We start from the raw sequence: 17,038 nt of genomic DNA, 5'->3' as shown, positions 1-17,038 counted from the left end.
ACCACCCGCGAGGGACGTCGTGCACAGTCGAGCAGAGGAGCATCGCGTGACCGGGACAGAGCCGGCCGTCCAGCGGATCGACACGTCGAAGCCGCATCCGGCGCGGGTGTACGACTGGTTCCTCGGCGGCAAGGACAACTACCCGGTCGACGAGCAACTCGGCAGGCAGATCAGGTCACTTGACCCCGGCGCCCCGCGCACCGCGCGCGCCAACCGCTGGTTCATGCAGCGGGCGACGCGGATGCTCGTCCGGGAGTCGGGCATCCGCCAGTTCCTGGACGTCGGCACCGGCATACCGACCGAGCCCAACCTCCATCAGATCGCCCAGTCCACCGCGCCGGACGCGCGGGTCGTGTACGTCGACAACGACCCGATCGTCCTCGCTCACGCGGCGGCGCTGCTGCGCGGCACGCCCGAGGGTGCGACGGAGTACCTCCAGGCCGACGCCCGCGAACCGCTCACCATCCTCCAACAGGCGGCGCGCGTCCTCGACTTCGACCGCCCGATCGCCCTGTCCCTGATCGCCCTGCTGCACTTCATCCCGGACGAGGACGGCGCCCGCGAGCTGGTGGACACCCTCATCGACGCGCTGGCGCCGGGGAGTTGTCTCGTCCTGTCCGCGATGACGGCCGACCTCGAACCGGAGAAGGTGGCGCGCGGCATCGCCGCCTACGCGGCGGGCGGGGTGAGGCTGGTGGCCCGCTCGCACGCCGAAGTGAGCAGCATCTTCAAGGGACTTGAGCCGATGGACCCCGGCATCGTGTCCGTGTCCGAGTGGCACCCCGAACTCGCGGAGGGCGAGACACCGCTCGGCGAGGGGCCGGTCTCGCTGTACGGCGGAGTCGGCTTCAAGGTCTGAGGAAGCCGGAAGGGCCACGAGTGCCCCCGAGCGATCACTCTCTACCCACTCCGCGCGAACCCTCACCAGCCGCGAGGCCGAGGGGCGCCCGCCTGACAGCCCTCGGCCCGGCACCGTCGGCGCCCCCGGCACGGTCGGCCGCGGCCCGGGTCCCGAGCCGTCACGCGGAGGTGTTCCGTGCCCTCAGGCGGACGTCTCGACGTCCACGGCCGCCTCGGCATGGGTGACGAAGTCGTCGACCAGCCGGTGGAAGAGGCCGGCGAGGTGGCGTAGATCCTCGGCGGACCAGTGGATCAGGGCCATCTCGATGCCGCGGCGGCTCGCGTCCCGGATGCGGTTGACGGCGGCCAGGCCGCTGTCGGTGAGCTGGACGCGCTGGGCGCGGCCGTCGTCGGGGTCCGGGATGCGCACCACATGGCCGAGCTGCTCCAACTGCCGTAGCTGGCGCGTGACATGAGAGGCCTCCACCGACATCCGGACCGCCAGCACACCAGGGCGCAGCGGCTCGCTCTCGGCGATGTACCGGAGGATCGACACGGCGGCCCGGTCCAGCGGCAGCCCGGCCAGCGCCATCAGACGCTCGTGCTGCCGGGCCCGCCCCGCCAGGTAGGCGATACGGGTGAGGACCCGCTCGATCTCGGCTACGTCCTCCGGAACGGGTGCTGTTTCGGGCGACGGTGTGGGCATGCGTCCACCGTAACAGCTACTTGCCTGAGTTAAGCAAGGCAGAAATCAATTGCTTGACTCAAGTAACGCATTTATGGTTGCCTAACTCAAGTAAGCCCAGAGCTGGGGCCGCCTAAGCGGAGGCGTCCCCCCTTCGTGCCGTACACCGTGGGGACGGAGTACGGCACAGTCACCGGTCCCGGCGACCGGAGCACTCCCCCCGTCCGCCGTCGGGGCCGGTGACACCCCTCACGTACATGGAAAGCGAGCCCCTCATGGCCACGATGAAGTCCGTGCGGACCGGCGCCGACAACAAGATCGACGTGGTGGACGTCGAGCGTCCGGTGCCCGGGCCGAAGGACGCCCTCATGAAGATCCGTGCCTGCGGGATCTGCGGCACCGACACCTTCTTCCTGCACATCGGAGGCGGCCCCTTCGGGCCCGGCGGCGCCATGGTCCCGGTCCCCCTCGGCCACGAGCCGGCCGGCGAGATCGTCGAGGTCGGCGCGGAGGTCGAGGGCCTGAAGGCCGGTGACCGGGTGGTCGTCAACCCGCAGGGTTCGCCCTCCGGGATCATCGGCTGCGGCGGCAGGCATGGCGCCATGAGCGACTACCTCCTGCTGGAGGACTGCGAGATCGGCAAGAGCGTCACCGTCTTCCCCGACACCGTGCCGTTCGACGTCGCCGCGCTCAACGAGCCGATGGCGGTGGCCCGGCACGCCGTCAACCGTTCGGAGGCCAAGGCGGGCGACAAGGTCGTCATCTTCGGCGCCGGGCCGATCGGTCTGGGCGCGGCGATCTGGCTGAAGCTGCGCGGGGTCGAGCACGTCGTGGTCGCGGACGTCATCGCCTCGCGCCTGGAGACCGCGCTCGCCGTCGGCGCGGACGCCGTGATCAACTCCGCCGAGGAGGACGTCACCGCCCGGCTGACCGAGCTGCACGGCCAGGCCGCCAACGCGCTGGGACAACCCCGCCCCGGTACGGACATCTACATCGACGCCGCCGGTGTCGCCGCGGTCGTCAACACCACGGTGGACTCCGCGAAGTGGGGCGCCAAGCTGGTCATGGTCGCCGTACAGAAGAAGGGCGCCGACATCGACCTCGGCGGGATGCTGCGCAGCGAGCTGACGCTGATCGCCTCGCAGGGCTATCCCTCCGAGATCTTCGAGGTCACGCGGGAGATCGTCGAGCACCACGAGCGGTTCGCCAAGCTGATCAGCCACCGTGTGCCCTTCGCCGAGGTCGGGGACGCCTTCGAGCTCGCGCTGACACCGGGCGCGGCGGAGAAGATCGTCGTCACCTTCGACGAGTAGTCGCGGGCGCGCGGGTTCCCGCCGTCGGCCGCGGCCGACGGCGGGAACCCGCGGCCGGCCGGCCATCTCGGACAGGAACACCCCCACCTCATGATCCCCACCCCATGATCCACAGCCTGCAGCGGCTGCTGCGCTGCCATCCCCGTACCGTCGATCTGGTCGTCGCCGCCGCGCTCTTCGTCTGTTCCTTCCCGGGCAGCGTGCTGACGCTGCCCGGCCGCGACCTCGAAGTCCCTTGGTGGCCCGGCGTGTTGGTAGCAGGCGTCGCCTCGCTCGCCCTGCTGTGGCGGCGCACCCTGCCCCGCAGCACGGTGGTGGTCACCCTCGGCTGTGCCGTGGCGGTGACCGCGCTCGGCTACATCCTCACGGTCCTCGTGATCGGACCGCTGATGGTCGCGCTCCACACGCTGGCCCTGCGCACCGACCGCACCACCGCGAACCTCTTCACCGTCTCCGGCATCACCCTGCTGGTGGGCACGGCCCTGGCCGTGGGACCCGGCAGCGAACCGCTGGTCATGAAGCTGCTCGGCCCGGCCTTCTGGCTGCTGCTGCCGACCTCGCTCGGCACCACGACCCGACTCCGCGCGGCCTACCTGGAGGCGGTACAGGCACGTGCCGAGCACGCGGAACGGACCCGGGAACAGGAGGCACGGCACCGTGTCACCGAGGAGCGCATGCGGATCGCCCGCGACCTCCACGACGTCGTCGCCCATCACCTCGTCCTGGCCAACCTCCAGGCCGGCACGGTCGTACGGCTGATGCGCAGCCGCCCCGACGAGGCCGAGCGCATCGCCGGTGAACTCGCGGGCACCACCTTGTCCGCCGTACGTGAACTCAAGGCCACCGTCGGCCTGTTGCGCCACGCCGACGACTCCGAGACTCCGTCAGTACCCGCACCCGGACTTGCCCAACTCGCCGAGCTGGCCGCCTCGTTCGAGCCCGCCGGGCTGTCCGTCACCGTCAACACCACAGGCAGGCCACGGCCGTTGTCCGCCGGCGCGGATCTCACGGCGTACCGGATCGTGCAGGAGGCGCTCACCAACGTGACCAAGCACGCGGGCACCGGCTCGGCGGAGGTGCGGCTCAGCTACGCACCCGACCGGCTGGGCATCACCGTCACCGACCACGGCGGTACGGCGCCGCCTTCCTCCCCCGCGTCCGGCAGCGGGTACGGCGTGATCGGCATGCGTGAGCGTGCACTCTCCGCCGGTGGTCGATTTCGCGCAGGTCACCGCCCCGAGGGCGGCTTCGAGGTCGTCACCGAACTGCCACTGCTCTCCTCCGACCGGCCCCCCACCCAGAATGCACTTGCTTAACTCAATCAATCTCATTATGGTTGAGTAAGTCAAGCAAGTCCGTACATCCAGCTCATCGCAGCTCGTTCCCGATGGAGGCACTGCCATGTCCGACGCCCTTGCCCGACCCGCCGAAGCGGGTTCTTCCGCTCCGCCGAGGTCGAACGCCGTCGTCGCGGTGCTGGCCCTCGCCGGGATCGTCGTCTCGCTCATGCAGACCCTGGTGATCCCGATCATCCCGGAGCTGCCGAAGTACCTGAACGCCTCCGCGTCGAACACGGCGTGGGCGGTCACCGCCACCCTGCTGGCCGCGGCCGTGGCCACCCCGGTCGTGGGCCGCCTCGGTGACATGTTCGGCAAGCGCCGCATGTTGCTGAGCAGCATCATCCTGTTGGTGACCGGCTCGATCGTCTGCGCGCTGGCCGACTCGCTGGTCCCGATGGTCATCGGCCGCGCGCTCCAGGGTCTGGCCGCCGCGGTCGTCCCGCTCGGCATCAGCATCATGCGCGACGTGCTGCCCAGCGACCGGCTGGCCGGCTCCACCGCCCTGATGAGCGCCTCGCTCGGTGTCGGCGGCGCCCTGGGTCTGCCCTCGGCCGCCTTCATCGCCGACCACTACGACTGGCACCTCCTCTTCTGGGTCTCCGCCGTCCTCGGCGCCCTCTCCTTCTTGCTGGTCCTGCTGATCGTGCCCGAGTCCAAGGTCCGCACCGGCGGCCGCTTCGACCTGGTCGGCGCCCTCGGGCTCTCCGCCGGACTGGTCTCCCTGCTCCTCGCGATCTCCAAGGGCTCCGACTGGGGCTGGACGAGCGCGACCACCCTGATCCTCGGCATCGCCGCCGTGTCGATCCTGCTCTCCTGGGGCTGGTACGAGCTGCGCAGCCCGCAGCCGCTGGTCGACCTCCGTACGACCGCGAAGCCGCAGGTGCTGTTCACCAACCTGGCCTCGATCGCCCTCGGCTTCTCGATGTTCGCGATGTCCCTGGTCCTCCCCCAGCTCCTCCAACTGCCCACGCAGACCGGCTACGGCCTGGGCAAGTCGATGCTGATGGTCGGCCTGGTGCTCGCCCCGCAGGGCCTGGTCATGATGGCCATGTCCGCCGTGTCGGCCCGCGTCACCAAGGCCAAGGGCCCGAAGGTCACCCTGATGATCGGCGCGCTGATCGTGGCCTCCGGGTACGCCCTCAACATCCTGCTGATGTCCGAGGTCTGGCACCTCATCCTGGTGTCCTGCATCATCGGTGCCGGTGTCGGCTTCACCTACGGCGCCCTGCCCGCCCTGATCATGGGCGCGGTCGACCCGTCCCAGACCGGCGCGGCGAACAGCCTCAACACCCTGATGCGGTCCCTGGGCACCTCCTTCGCCAGCGCCATCGCCGGTGTGATCCTGGCCCAGATGACCACCGACTTCGGCGGCTACGCCCTTCCGTCGGAGAACGGCTTCAAGGTGGTCATGGCGATCGGTGCCGGAGCCGCGCTCCTGGCCTTCTTCCTCGCGACCCTGATCCCCAAGGCACGTAAGGCAGTTGAGGCACCGGCCGACAAGGAGCCGGCCCCGGCTCCCGAGGTCGCCGAGGCCAAGGCGTAAGGCATTCTGGCCATCGAGCACACGACGGTCGCCGTCCCGCGAGGTGCGGGACGGCGACCGTCCCCCGCTTGCCGCACACCCCGTCCTTCCCCCGGCACACGACGAGGAATCCACGATGACGACACCCAACTCCCGTGACACCACGGCCGGTTCGGCCGCCGCACCCGTGGTGCGATACGGCGCCGGTGCGGTGCGCGGGCGGCTGGAGGACCGGCTGGCGGTCTTCCGCGGTATCCCGTTCGCCGAACCGCCGGTCGGGGAGGCCCGGTTCCAGGCACCGCGGCCCGTGCGCGGCTGGGACGGCGTGCGGGACTCCTTCGACTTCGGGCCGCCGCCCCCGCAGGAGTCCGGATTCCAGGGCCGTAGGGGCGTGTTGGAGGGACCGACGGGCGACGACTGGCTGACCGTCAACGTGTGGACGCCCGCACCCGATCCGGCGGCCCGCCGCCCGGTCATGGTGTGGATCTACGGCGGCGCCTACAAGTTGGGACACGCGGGCAGCCCCGGCTACGACGCCCAACACATCGCCCGCGACGGCGACTTGGTGGTCGCGACCTTCAACTACCGTGTCGGCATCGAGGGGTTCGCCCGGATCGACGGTGCCCCGGCCAACCGCGGGCTGCTCGACCAGGTCGCCGCGCTGGAGTGGGTGCGGGAGAACATCACCGCGTTCGGCGGCGACCCCGAACAGGTCACCATCTTCGGCGAGTCGGCCGGTGCCGGATCGGTGGCCTCGCTGCTGGTCATGCCGAGCGCCGCCGGACTGTTCCGCCGGGCCATCGCGCAGAGCGTGCCGAGCCCGATCTTCTCCGACCCGCTGGCCAAGGACATCGCGGCCGCCATCGCCGCCGAGGCGGGGCTGCGCCCGACGGCCGCCGACCTGGCGACCCTGGACCCACGTCAACTGCCCACGGCGGGCGAGACGTTGACCGCCAAGATGCACCAGTACGAGGACCGGTGGGGCGGCCTCGCCCACACGCTGAGCCCCTTCGCGCCCGTCGTCGACGGCGAGGTACTGCCCACCACACCCTGGAAGGGTCTCGCGGCGGGCGCGGCCCGGGAGGTGGAGCTGATCCTCGGTCACAACCGGGACGAGTTCCGCCTGTTCACCGTGCTCGACGGGCAGTTCGGGAAAATCACCGACGAGGACGCGGCGACCGCACTGCGCCGGTTCGGGCCCGGCCCCGATGCCGCACAGGCCTACCGCACCGCCTTCCCGGACGCCGCACCGGGCGAGTTGCACGAGCTCGTCAACTCCGACCGGGTGTTCCGCATGCCCTGCGTCCACCTCGCGGATGCGCAGGTCGCCGCGGGCGGTCGCGTGCACGTCTACGAACTCACGTGGCCCGCACCGGGGTTGGGCGGAGTACTGGGCGCCTGCCACGGTCTCGACATCCCGCTGCTGTTCGGCACGTTCACCGCCGACCTGGGCAATCTGCTGTTCGCCGACGTCGAACCCTCCCCCGAGGCCCTGGCACTCTCGTCCCGATTCCGTGCGTCCTGGACGGCGTTCGCGAGGACGGGCGACCCGGGCTGGCCCGCGTACGACACCGAGCGCCGGTCGGTGCAGGTGCTCGACGCGAAGCCCGTGGTCACGGCGTACCCGGAGGAGGCCTCGCGGCGGCTGTGGGAGGGGCACGCCTTCACTGCGCTGACGTTGGCCGATTAGGCGGACGGGAGCCGGGAACAGCCGGCTTCCTCACCGCGCACACTCCCGCACAGGCCTCGTCCGCCACCCCTACCGTCGTCCTGGGCCCTCGCCCTTCCCCGCCACCATCCGCTCCAGCCGGTCGAACCGCTCGTGCAGCGCCCGCACCGCCTCCTCGCCCAACTCCTCGGCCCCGTGCGCGAGATGATGCCGGCGGCGCTGCTCCCGGCCGACGAACCACGTGGCCAGGGCCGCGGTGACCAGGCCGTAGGTGGTGATACCGACGACCATCACCACCGAGCCGACGACGCGGCCCCACAGCGTCACCGGGTAGAAGTCGCCGTACCCGACGGTCGTCGCCGTCTCGATCGACCACCACAGGGCCTTCGGGTACGTCGTCAGATTGGCGCCGCGGGCTCCGTGCTCGGCGGCGACCACCGCCCAGGAGCCGACCAGCATCATCACGCCGAGGACCGCCGTCGCCCCGCCCGCCGCCTTCAGGTGGAGCGAGCGGCCCTCCTTGCCGAGCAGCAACTCGACCGCCCTGGTGAGGAATCCGGGCAGCATGGTCACTCCTTCGCGTCACGGTGGCGGGGCCTGGGGCCAGTGTCGGGGCGGGCGGGGGCGCGGGCATGCCGGGCGGGGCGTTCGAGTTGCCGTACGACCTGGGGCGTTGTGCGCTGGGGGCACTGTCGGCCACCCGGCCTGCTGCCCTACTCGACGGAGGACCCTGCCATGACCGCGGAACCCCGAGCCGTGCCGGAGACCTTCGCGTTCACCTGTGGTGACTGCGGCCACTGCTGGGAGGCCACCTTCCAGCTGATGTTCTTCACCGATCCGACCGACACCACAGGCCTGACCACGCAGGAGTACGTCGACGAGGAGGGCAAGGCCCTCAGGTCACCGCTCGCGGACGCGATCTGCCCCAAGTGCGGCGGGCGCACGGTGCATGTCCTGGAGGCCGGGCTCGCGGCGCGGGCACGCCGCGCGGAACACGAACCCCGCCCGCCGCACGAGCACCACGAGCACCGTCTGCATCTGCCGCACCGGCACTCCGGGCCGCCGGAGGACGACACGCGCTGACGTGCCGGTCGGCCGAGCGGACGCGCGCCCCTGACCGTCCGTAACTCACCCGTACGGCCCCCTGCGCTGGAGGGTCGGACGGCCCGGTGGTGCGCTGAGGACACACCTGCCACTCCCCCGGAGGCCCCGCCATGCACCGTCGCCCGCCCTCCCGACCGTCTCGTCCCGCCCGTGTCCTCGCCTCGGCCCTGGCGGTGGGCGCCCTGCTGACCTGCGCGGCCTGCTCCGGCGAAGGCGACGGAGGAGGTGGCAGCCGTGATGTGGACCGTTCCAATGCCTCGGACGTCGCCGCCTCCCCACTCGCCGCCGAGTCCAAGCTCGCCTCGCCCCGTACGGAGAGGTCCGCCTCGTCGTCCCCGGCCCTCACCCCGGCCGGCGCGAAGGCCGCGCTGATCACCGAGGCCGACCTGGAGGACAACTGGACGCAGGTCAGAGACGCCGCCGGCTGGGGCGACAAGCTGGTCGTCGACAAGGTCGACGTCGCCGATTTCCTCACCGCGAAGACGAACGCCGCAGACTGCCAGAAACTGCTCGACGCGCTCTACGACGACACCCTCCTCGGCAAGCCGTCCGGCGCGTCCGCGCTGACCGGGTTCGAGCAGAGCGAATCCCGGCTGCTCTACCAGGTCGCCGCCTACGACCGGGCCAAGCTCGGCGCCTCCCTGAACTGGCTGAAGACGCTGCCGGTGAAGTGCGACCAGTTCACCGCGACCGACTCCAAGGGCGGCCATCGGACGGTCCAGGTCGTCGAGGACTCGGTGCCCTCGGTGGGCGACGCCCAGCAGGGTCTCCAGGTCACCGTCACCGGCACGAGCGGCAGCGAACCCACCATACTCACCGCGCAGTTGGCGGTCGTCCGGGTCGGCACCGACGCGATCACCGTCACGTCCGGCGGTCTCGACGGCACGGAGTCCGACACGACGAAGGCCGCCGTCCAGAACGGCACCACGCGACTGAAGGACGTCCAGGCCGGACGCACGCCGCCCGCCCAACCCGGCAACCTGGACTGAACAGTTCACCGCCCCCGAAGAACGTGCGCCCCGATCGTCGCAACCCCTTGGGCCGGGTGATCACCTGGCGGCACAATGGAGTTGACCAGTCAGACGGGCGACAAGGAGCCAAGACGTGAGTGACAGCGACACCCCGGCAGAGGGACCGACCCGGCTCAACACCGGTGTGGCGCACAACGCGCGCGTGTGGAACTACTGGATCGGCGGCAAGGACAACTACGAGATCGACCAGCGGGTCGGCGAGCACGTCGCCGGCATGTTCCCGGTGATCCGTGAAGTGGCGCGCGCGGACCGGGACTTCCTCGGCCGCGCGGTCCGTTTCCTCGCCACCGAGCGCGGGGTACGGCAGTTCCTCGACATCGGTACCGGGCTGCCGACGGTCGACAACACGCACGAGATCGCGCAGCGCGTCGCACCGGACGCGCGCATCGTGTACGTCGACAACGATCCCCTGGTGCTGATCCACGCCCGCACTCTGCTGACGAGCACCCCCGAGGGCGTCACCGACTACATCGACGCGGACGTGCACGATCCGGCGGCGATCGTCCAACGGGCCGCCGACACCCTGGACTTCGACCGGCCCGTCGCGGTGATGATGCTGGGCATCCTGAACTTCATCCTCGACACCGAGGAGGCCCGCCAAGCCGTGCGCCAGGTCATGGCCTCGGTCCCGTCGGGCAGTTTCCTGGTCCTCACGCACCCCACCTTCGACGCCGACCTCGGTGGCGAGGGCAACATCCCGGCCATGGAGTTCTGGAACGAGAACGCCACTCCCCCGATCACCGCCCGCAGCCGCGAGGACGTCGCCGCGTTCTTCGAGGGCCTCGACCTCCTCGACCCGGGCCTGGTGCCGTGCTCACGATGGCGCCCGGACTCCGACTCCCCCGCCGTGGTACCGCAGTTCGGCGCGGTGGCCGTGAAACCCTGACACGGAGACGCCGACCGTCCAGGACGCGACCGTGGAGGACGTATGACCACCCTTGCCGACCCCCTGCCCGGCGGCCGTCCCGGCGAGGTCGAGCGCGCCACCGCGCTGGCCGCGGAGTTGACCGGGCGGGGTGTGCACGGGATCGTCCTGGCCTACGTCGACACCGCGGGCGTGGGCCGGGTGAAGACGGTCCCGACCGCGAAACTCGCCTCGGCGGCGGCCTGGGGCGTCGGCATGTCCCCGGTCTTCGACACGTTCCTCGCGAACGACTCCATCGTCACCACCGACGTCCTCGGCTCCCCGGACGGCGATCTGCGCCTCTTCCCCGACCTCGACCACCTGGCCATCCTGTCCGGACAGCCCGGCTGGGCCTGGGCCCCGGTCGACCGCATCACCCAGGAGGGCGAGCGCCACCCCGGCTGCAGCCGAACCTTCCTGCGCCGTACGGTCGTTGACGCGCAGCGGCTGCACGGGCTCACCTTCCGGGCGGGCATCGAGATCGAGTGGGCGCTCGGCCTGGCCACGGCACCGGACGACGCGTTCGTCCCCGCTACCTCGGGTCCGGCCTACAGCGCGACCCGCCAGATCGAACTGGGCGACTACGGCGCCGAGTTGCTCTCCGCCCTGGCGGCTCAGGGCGTGGACGTGGACCAGTTCCATCCCGAGTACGCGGCCGGGCAGTTCGAGCTGTCGATCGGCGCGCTCGACCCGGTCGCGGCGGCCGACCGCAGTGTCCTGGTACGGCAGACGATCCGCGCGGTGTCCGGGCGGCACGGCCTGCGCGCCTCGTTCGCACCGGCCGTCTTCGCCCAGGGCGTCGGCAACGGCGGCCACATCCACCTCTCCGCCTGGCGCGAGAGCGCGAACCTGCATGCCGGGGGCGACCGCCGCTACGGCATGACGGCCGACGCCGAGTCGTTCGCGGCCGGCGTCCTCGCCCACCTCCCGGCCCTCACCGCCGTCACGGCACCCAGCCCGGCCAGCTACTTCCGCCTCCAACCCTCCCAGTGGGCCGGGGTGTTCACCGCCTGGGGCCGCGAGACCCGCGAGGCGGCGGTACGCGTCGTCACCGGCACGGCGGGCCAACGCGCCCAGGCCGCGAACCTGGAGGTCAAGCCGGTCGACCTGGCCGCCAACCCGTACCTCGCCCTCGGCAGCCTGATCGCCGCGGGCCTCGACGGCCTGACGTCATCCGCCGCCCTGCCCGAGGAGACCACCGGAGACCCCGCGCATCTGGGCGCCGCGGAGGCCGAGACCCGGGGTGTACGACGACTGCCGACCTCCCTCGCCGAGTCCGTCGCGGAGTTCCGCAAGGACGCGCAGCTGCGGGCCGCGCTTGGACCGGTCCTCGCCGACGCGGTGATCGCCGTACGAGAGGGCGAGATCGCGGCCGTGGCGGAGCTGGACGACGAGCAAGTGGCTGCCGTGTACCGCTGGAAGTACTGACGATGGCCAGTGGACCGGTCCACGAGGCGCTCGCCGCGCTGGAGCTGGTGGATCACCACTGCCATGGAGTCGTCACCGAAGACCTCGACCGGGCGGCCTTCGCGTCGCTGCTCACCGAGGGGGACGTCTGGCCCGGCAGCGGGATCTCCCCGTTCGACAGTCCGGTCGGGATCGCCGTACGCCGTTACTGCGCACCGGTGTTGGACCTGGAGCGGCACGCGCCCGCCGACGAATACCTCGCCCGGCGCGCGGAGTTGGGGCCACACGAGGTGAACCGGCGTTTCCTGGCCGCCGCGGGCACCGGCGTCTTCTGCGTCGACACGGGGTTCGCGCCCCACGACATCACCTCACCCGCTGAACTCGCCGAGGCTGCGGGCGCCGTAGCGCATGAGGTCGTACGGCTCGAAGCCGTAGCGGAGTCCGTGGCCGGGCGGGGTGTCGAGCCGGACGGGTATACCGACGCTTTTCGGGCCGCCGCCCTTGACGCGGTGGGGCGGCCGGGGGTGGTGGGGGTGAAGTCGGTGGCCGCGTATCGGACCGGGTTCGATCTCGATCCGGTGAGGCCGTCGGCGGCGGAGGTCACCCGGGCTGCGCGCGACTGGCTGGCGCGTGGTGGGCGGCTCGAAGACCCGGTGCTGGTGCGGGAGTTGCTGTGGACCGCGGTCGACCTGGGGCTGCCGCTCCAGCTCCACACGGGGTTCGGCGACAACGACATCCGGCTGCACCGCACGGATCCCGCCCTGCTCACGGACTGGCTGCATCTGACCGCCGGGACGATCCCGGTGCTGCTTCTGCACTGCTGGCCGTATCAGCGTCAGGCCGGATACCTGGCGACCGTCTTCGAACAGGTGTACCTGGACGTGGGGCTCACCCTGCACCATGTTGGACCGGTCCGGGCGCGTGCGGTGCTGGCGGAGGCGATGGAGATCACACCGTTCCGCAAACTGCTGTACAGCTCTGACGCCTATGGTCTTTCGGAGTTCTATGGGCTCGGAGCACTGGCGTTCCGCCGGGGACTGGGGGATCTGCTCCAGGAGCGGGTGGACGCCGACGAACTGGGCCTGCCCGACGCGCTGCGGCTGGCACGCTGGGCGGGGGCCGACAATGCCCGCCGGGTCTACCGGCTATCCGACGGACACTGAAAGTATGATCAAGCAATGTCTGACATGACCGATACCACGCCCGGTTGGCTGTCCGCCGACGACCTCGAACAGGCACGCGCCCGCATGCCGATCCTCTACGTCGAAGCGGTGCCCGTCCGCGTCGACGACAACGGGGAGGTGACCAGCATCGGACTGCTGCTGCGCATCGGCCCCGACGGCACCGTCAACCGCACCCTCGTCTCCGGCCGCGTACTGCACCACGAACGGGTCCGCGACGCCCTCCTGCGCAATCTGGAGAAGGACCTCGGCCCGGTCGCGCTGCCCCGGATCCCGACCTCGCTGCAGCCGTTCACCGTCGCCGAGTACTTCCCGACGCACGGCGTCACGCCGTACCACGACCCCCGCCAGCACGCGGTGTCCCTCGCCTACGTCGTGCCGGTCACCGGCGACTGCCGGCCCAGGCAGGACGCTCTCGACCTGGTCTGGTTCAGCCCCGAGGAGGCTGCCTCGGAGGCGCTGCGCAGCGAAATGCCGGGCGGGCACGGGGTGTTGCTCAAGCAGGCGCTGGCGCACGTGGGTTGTGTGTCCTGACCGGGGCACTCAGCCCGTGACACCTCCCTCCGTGAGGCCCGCGAGGACGCGGCGCTGCAGGACGAGGTGGACGAGGACGAGCGGCAGGCTGGTCAGCACCACATGGGCGAACACCAGGTTCCGGCTGACACCGTGCGTGGACGAGGAGGCGAAGGAGTACAACGTCAGCGGCAGCGTGGCCGCTTGGGAGCCGCGCAGCAGGAACAGGGCGAAGTAGAAATCGTTCCAGACCGAGATGATCAGCATGACCGCGCCGGTGAAGAGCACCGGGGTGAGCACGGGCAGCACGATCCGCCAGTAGATCTGCCATCTGTTCGCCCCGTCCAACTGCGCGGCCTCCTCGAAGTCGTGCGGAAGGGTGCGGACGAACCCGGTCGCGAGGAAGATCACCACACCGAGCCGGGTGCCGGCGATCACCAGCAGATAACCGAGACGCGATCCGTTGAGGCCGAGCTGGGTGAGGACGTAGATCGTCGGGATGATCGCCGGGGGAAGCACGATCGACAGCGCGGACGTGTAGTACGCGAACCGCAGCGTCCGCGAGTCGGAACGGGCGTACGCCCAGGCCGCCATGGAGCCGAGCAGCAGCACGGCGAGGATCGTCGGTACGGCCAGCAGCGCGCTGTTGCGCAGACCGGTGAGGTACGAACCCTTGTCGATCACCGTGTGGTAATTCGCCCCGGCGCTCCAGTGCTTGGGCCAGCTCATCGACAGGACGCTCGCATCGCCCTCCGTATTGAGGGAGTTGACGATCAGCAGCCAGAACGGGACGAGGATCCAGGGGATCGCGAAGAGGGTGAGCCCGACGTACCGGGCAACTCCCCGTGTTCGTACGGCGATCGCGCTCACATCGGCACCTCCCGCCGGCGCAGCCAGCTCATCAGCGGGACCGCCGTGACGATCACCATCAGCGTGACGACGAAGCCCAGCGCGCTCGCCGTACCGAAGAAGCTCTGCCCGTACTGGGTGTAGACGGCGACGTTGAGCAGGGTCGTCGCGTCGCCGGGACCGCCCGCGGTCCTGCACCGGCACTTCACCGACTTCGACGCCTTCCTCGCCGAACTCGTCCTGGACCGTATCGGGCGGCTCGACGCCCAGTCCGCCGCGCTGCGCGACGCCGCCGGGACGGGCACCGTCGCCGGCAACCTCACCGGTGCGTTGGCGGACCTGTTCGGTCCGGTCGCGGTGGCGATCGTCGGCCTGGTCATCTCCCGGGACGCCCTGCGCGCCCGGCTGCGCCCCACCACGCCTGCCGGGATCCCCCTGCTGACGGAAGCCACCGCCATGTTCGTCTCGTACCTCACGACGGAACGCGAGCTCGGCCGCATCACCCCGGACGCGGACATCGACACGCTCGCCCGCACCCTGATCGGCGCCGGACACCTGCTGGCCGCCGGACAGCCGGGCACCGCACCCGAGACCGAGGCCTATCACCGCGTGGCGAACACCGTCATCACCGGCGTTCTGCGCGACGGTACGGCGTAGACGACATCGCGGCCCCCGGCGTGATCCAGGAGCCGCGACACCTCAACTAGCTTCCATTTACGGTCAGTTCTCGCCCTTGGTGACGACCCACTTGCCGCCCACCCAGTTGCCGACCGTCTCGTAGCCGGAGCGGAAGGAGCCGAGCCAGTCGAGCTTGAGGGAGGCTTCGGCGGTGGACTTGACGGGGGTGTAGCTGCTCGCGTCGGTGGCCGGGCCGCCCGTGGTGTTCTTGGCGTAGTACGGGAAGGGGTAGACCGGGCGGGAGGCGGTGGTGTTGCCACTGCTGTCGACCGACTTGGTCGTCAGGCTCGCCGGGGCATCGCCCTTGGTGACCCAGTCGGTGATCGCGGTCAGCGCGTCGAAGGTGTTCGGGCCCTGGCCGCCGCCGCAGTGCGCGACGCCGGGGAGCAGGAAGAGGCGGGCGAACGTCTTGGTGGCCGCCTCGCCGCCCACGACCTTCTCAACTGCCTTGTAGTAGGCCATCGTTCCTACGGCGGGAATGTGCTGGTCGCCCAGGCCGTGCCAGAGGATCAGCTTGCCGCCGGCCTTCTTGAACGCGGTGAGGTCGGGGTCGGTGGCGTCATACATGCCCTCGCCCAGCCGCATGACCTTCTTGTAGTAGGCGGCCGTGAACTTGATGTCCTTGTACGTGAGCGTCGGCTGCGGGCTGTCGAAGATCTGGTAGCGCAGGGTTTCCCGCACGAAGCTGATGTCGCCGCTGGCGCCGGTGGCGGTGGCCGGGGTGATGATTCCGGCCCAGTTCAGCTCGGAGCCGCGCAACTGGTAGCCGGGGTAGAGGAGTTGGCCGTGTTCGTCGGTCGGTCCGGCGTAGATGCGGCGCAGGGTGGTGACCTGGTCGGCGGTCAGGCAGTACGCGTCGGACGCCGAGGTCTGGCCCGTCTTGCACTGGATGGTGCCGGGGTCCCAGGTGCAGCTCAGCGGGTCGGCGATGATGCCGTCGGCAGGGGCGTCGCAGCCCTTCAGCACAGCCTTGTGGAGGTCCGCGAGGTCCGCGTTGGTGATGGTCGCCGGGCCGCCGTTCAGGTACACGGACTGGGCGGTCCAGGCGTGCGAGAAGGTGTTCAGCGCGGTGAAGTTGTTGGCCGGGGCGCCGGCGATGATGCCGTCGAAGTCGGTCGGGTAGCGCTGGGCCTCGGTGAGTGCCTGGTGGCCGCCCTGGGAGCAGCCGTCGAAGTAGGAGTGGGTGGCCGGCTGGCCGTAGTACTGCTTGATGACGGCCTTGGCCGCCTGGACCAGTTCGTGGTCGGACTTGTAGCCGAAGTCGGCGCGCAGGGTCGGGTCGGTGGAGAAGAGGCCGCCGCCCTGGTAGTGGCCCTCGTCGCTGGAGGCGACGGCGAACGCGCCGGTGGTCAGCGGGACGCAGCCGGTCGAGGCAGGGGCGCTGGTCACGTTGACGTTGCCGCAGAGGCCGCCGCAGCCGACCTGGAGGTAGTTGGCCTGCCAGCCGGTCTCGGGGAGCTTGATCTCGAAGTGGAGTTGGGGGGCGATCACGCCCTTGACGTCACAAGCCGCCCAGTTTCCAAGGGTGTTGGCGCTCGCGGCGAGTTCGGTGGCCGAGGTGATCTCGAAGGGGACGCCGGGAACGGCGCTCGCCAGGTCCAGTTGCGCGACGGCGGAACACGAGATGGCCGGTGCGATGCCCGAGGTCGTGGTGCTCGCCGAAACACCGTTCGCCGAGGCCGAGTTGGCGGCCTGCGCGCTGCCGGTCGCACTGTTGGCCAGTGCCACGCCCGCACCGGTGACCAGCGCGACGGCTGCGGCGAGGGTGGCCATGAAGGTGGCCGAATTCCACCGACACCATCTGAACAGCTTGGGCATGCTGGGTACTCCGTTCGATCGCCGGATCGGGGTCGTGCAGGCACGGCGAGGAACGTAGCTGTCCGTTAATCCGCAGGCAATAGCGTCGACTCTATTGTTGACAATTTCGTCGAAGACTCGGCTTGATATCGCTGACCAGGCCCGCAGCCGACGCAGGCCGCAACGTTAGCTTTCGCCCGCTGCC

At 70.4% G+C, this 17,038-nt stretch carries 15 protein-coding genes and 1 pseudogene; 12 read left to right on the top strand and 4 right to left on the bottom strand.

What is annotated here, in order from left to right; genetic code table 11:
* Positions 1-46: 46 nt before the first annotated feature.
* Positions 47-859, top strand: a complete 813-nt coding sequence (locus OG588_RS43590; protein WP_405952080.1) for an SAM-dependent methyltransferase — start codon at positions 47-49, stop codon at positions 857-859.
* A gap of 183 nt (positions 860-1,042) precedes the next feature.
* On the opposite strand, the gene OG588_RS43585 is transcribed toward OG588_RS43590, so the two are convergent.
* On the bottom strand, positions 1,043-1,546 hold the full coding sequence (locus tag OG588_RS43585) for a MarR family winged helix-turn-helix transcriptional regulator (RefSeq protein WP_405952079.1): 504 nt from the start codon (positions 1,544-1,546) through the stop codon (positions 1,043-1,045).
* Between the two features lie 254 nt (positions 1,547-1,800).
* On the opposite strand from OG588_RS43585, the gene OG588_RS43580 reads away from it, so the two are divergent.
* From OG588_RS43580 to OG588_RS43565, 4 genes are all read left to right on the top strand, one after another.
* Positions 1,801-2,838 (top strand): zinc-binding dehydrogenase, encoded by a 1,038-nt coding sequence (locus tag OG588_RS43580; RefSeq protein ID WP_405952078.1) that lies wholly within the window; start codon positions 1,801-1,803, stop codon positions 2,836-2,838.
* A gap of 104 nt (positions 2,839-2,942) precedes the next feature.
* Positions 2,943-4,154, top strand: coding sequence for a sensor histidine kinase (locus OG588_RS43575; protein ID WP_405952077.1), 1,212 nt, complete (start codon positions 2,943-2,945; stop codon positions 4,152-4,154).
* A gap of 85 nt (positions 4,155-4,239) precedes the next feature.
* On the top strand, positions 4,240-5,721 hold the full coding sequence (locus tag OG588_RS43570; RefSeq protein WP_405952076.1) for an MFS transporter: 1,482 nt from the start codon (positions 4,240-4,242) through the stop codon (positions 5,719-5,721).
* Positions 5,722-5,836: 115 nt separating this feature from the next.
* Positions 5,837-7,390 (top strand): carboxylesterase/lipase family protein, encoded by a 1,554-nt coding sequence (locus OG588_RS43565; RefSeq protein ID WP_405952075.1) that lies wholly within the window; start codon positions 5,837-5,839, stop codon positions 7,388-7,390.
* A gap of 69 nt (positions 7,391-7,459) precedes the next feature.
* Here OG588_RS43565 and OG588_RS43560 read toward each other — a convergent pair whose 3' ends face one another.
* Positions 7,460-7,936 (bottom strand): potassium channel family protein, encoded by a 477-nt coding sequence (locus OG588_RS43560; protein WP_405952074.1) that lies wholly within the window; start codon positions 7,934-7,936, stop codon positions 7,460-7,462.
* A gap of 168 nt (positions 7,937-8,104) precedes the next feature.
* On the opposite strand from OG588_RS43560, the gene OG588_RS43555 reads away from it, so the two are divergent.
* From OG588_RS43555 to OG588_RS43530, 6 genes are all read left to right on the top strand, one after another.
* Positions 8,105-8,452, top strand: coding sequence for a hypothetical protein (locus OG588_RS43555; protein ID WP_266864799.1), 348 nt, complete (start codon positions 8,105-8,107; stop codon positions 8,450-8,452).
* A 131-nt stretch (positions 8,453-8,583) separates the two neighbouring features.
* Complete coding sequence (locus tag OG588_RS43550) at positions 8,584-9,462, top strand: hypothetical protein (RefSeq protein ID WP_405952073.1); 879 nt, start codon at positions 8,584-8,586, stop codon at positions 9,460-9,462.
* Positions 9,463-9,577: 115 nt separating this feature from the next.
* Positions 9,578-10,390: an SAM-dependent methyltransferase gene (locus OG588_RS43545; protein ID WP_405952072.1), complete on the top strand. Its 813-nt coding sequence runs from the start codon at positions 9,578-9,580 to the stop codon at positions 10,388-10,390.
* Between the two features lie 42 nt (positions 10,391-10,432).
* Positions 10,433-11,836: a glutamine synthetase family protein gene (locus OG588_RS43540; RefSeq protein ID WP_405952071.1), complete on the top strand. Its 1,404-nt coding sequence runs from the start codon at positions 10,433-10,435 to the stop codon at positions 11,834-11,836.
* 2 nt (positions 11,837-11,838) lie between these two features.
* Positions 11,839-12,978, top strand: a complete 1,140-nt coding sequence (locus tag OG588_RS43535) for an amidohydrolase family protein (protein WP_405952070.1) — start codon at positions 11,839-11,841, stop codon at positions 12,976-12,978.
* Between the two features lie 24 nt (positions 12,979-13,002).
* A complete protein-coding gene (locus OG588_RS43530) occupies positions 13,003-13,530 on the top strand; it encodes an NUDIX hydrolase family protein (RefSeq protein WP_026151198.1) in 528 nt (175 codons plus the stop codon).
* Positions 13,531-13,539: 9 nt separating this feature from the next.
* Here OG588_RS43530 and OG588_RS43525 read toward each other — a convergent pair whose 3' ends face one another.
* On the bottom strand, positions 13,540-14,379 hold the full coding sequence (locus tag OG588_RS43525) for a carbohydrate ABC transporter permease (protein ID WP_405952069.1): 840 nt from the start codon (positions 14,377-14,379) through the stop codon (positions 13,540-13,542).
* A gap of 123 nt (positions 14,380-14,502) precedes the next feature.
* Between OG588_RS43525 and OG588_RS43520 the strand changes: the two are divergent.
* Positions 14,503-15,015 (top strand): annotated as a pseudogene (locus OG588_RS43520) (TetR/AcrR family transcriptional regulator); the annotation flags it as partial.
* A 63-nt stretch (positions 15,016-15,078) separates the two neighbouring features.
* Here the strand turns inward: OG588_RS43520 and OG588_RS43515 are convergent.
* Positions 15,079-16,854, bottom strand: a complete 1,776-nt coding sequence (locus tag OG588_RS43515; protein ID WP_405952068.1) for a tannase/feruloyl esterase family alpha/beta hydrolase — start codon at positions 16,852-16,854, stop codon at positions 15,079-15,081.
* Between the last annotated feature and the right edge of the window lie 184 nt (positions 16,855-17,038).

Source organism: Streptomyces prunicolor (genome assembly GCF_045162825.1).
Classification (GTDB): Bacteria; Actinomycetota; Actinomycetes; order Streptomycetales; family Streptomycetaceae; genus Streptomyces; species Streptomyces prunicolor.
This window is presented reverse-complemented; position numbering and strand designations above follow the sequence as displayed.

Bases quoted from the DNA above. Each gene is read 5' to 3' on its own strand.
- OG588_RS43580 (WP_405952078.1), top strand. From the start codon at position 1,801: ATGGCCACGATGAAGTCCGTGCGGACCGGCGCCGACAACAAGATCGAC.
- OG588_RS43515 (WP_405952068.1), bottom strand. From the start codon at position 16,854: ATGCCCAAGCTGTTCAGATGGTGTCGGTGGAATTCGGCCACCTTCATG.
- OG588_RS43530 (WP_026151198.1), top strand. From the start codon at position 13,003: ATGACCGATACCACGCCCGGTTGGCTGTCCGCCGACGACCTCGAACAG.
- OG588_RS43535 (WP_405952070.1), top strand. From the start codon at position 11,839: ATGGCCAGTGGACCGGTCCACGAGGCGCTCGCCGCGCTGGAGCTGGTG.
- OG588_RS43560 (WP_405952074.1), bottom strand. From the start codon at position 7,936: ATGCTGCCCGGATTCCTCACCAGGGCGGTCGAGTTGCTGCTCGGCAAG.
- OG588_RS43555 (WP_266864799.1), top strand. From the start codon at position 8,105: ATGACCGCGGAACCCCGAGCCGTGCCGGAGACCTTCGCGTTCACCTGT.
- OG588_RS43550 (WP_405952073.1), top strand. From the start codon at position 8,584: ATGCACCGTCGCCCGCCCTCCCGACCGTCTCGTCCCGCCCGTGTCCTC.
- OG588_RS43585 (WP_405952079.1), bottom strand. From the start codon at position 1,546: ATGCCCACACCGTCGCCCGAAACAGCACCCGTTCCGGAGGACGTAGCC.
- OG588_RS43540 (WP_405952071.1), top strand. From the start codon at position 10,433: ATGACCACCCTTGCCGACCCCCTGCCCGGCGGCCGTCCCGGCGAGGTC.
- OG588_RS43565 (WP_405952075.1), top strand. From the start codon at position 5,837: ATGACGACACCCAACTCCCGTGACACCACGGCCGGTTCGGCCGCCGCA.
- OG588_RS43575 (WP_405952077.1), top strand. From the start codon at position 2,943: ATGATCCACAGCCTGCAGCGGCTGCTGCGCTGCCATCCCCGTACCGTC.
- OG588_RS43570 (WP_405952076.1), top strand. From the start codon at position 4,240: ATGTCCGACGCCCTTGCCCGACCCGCCGAAGCGGGTTCTTCCGCTCCG.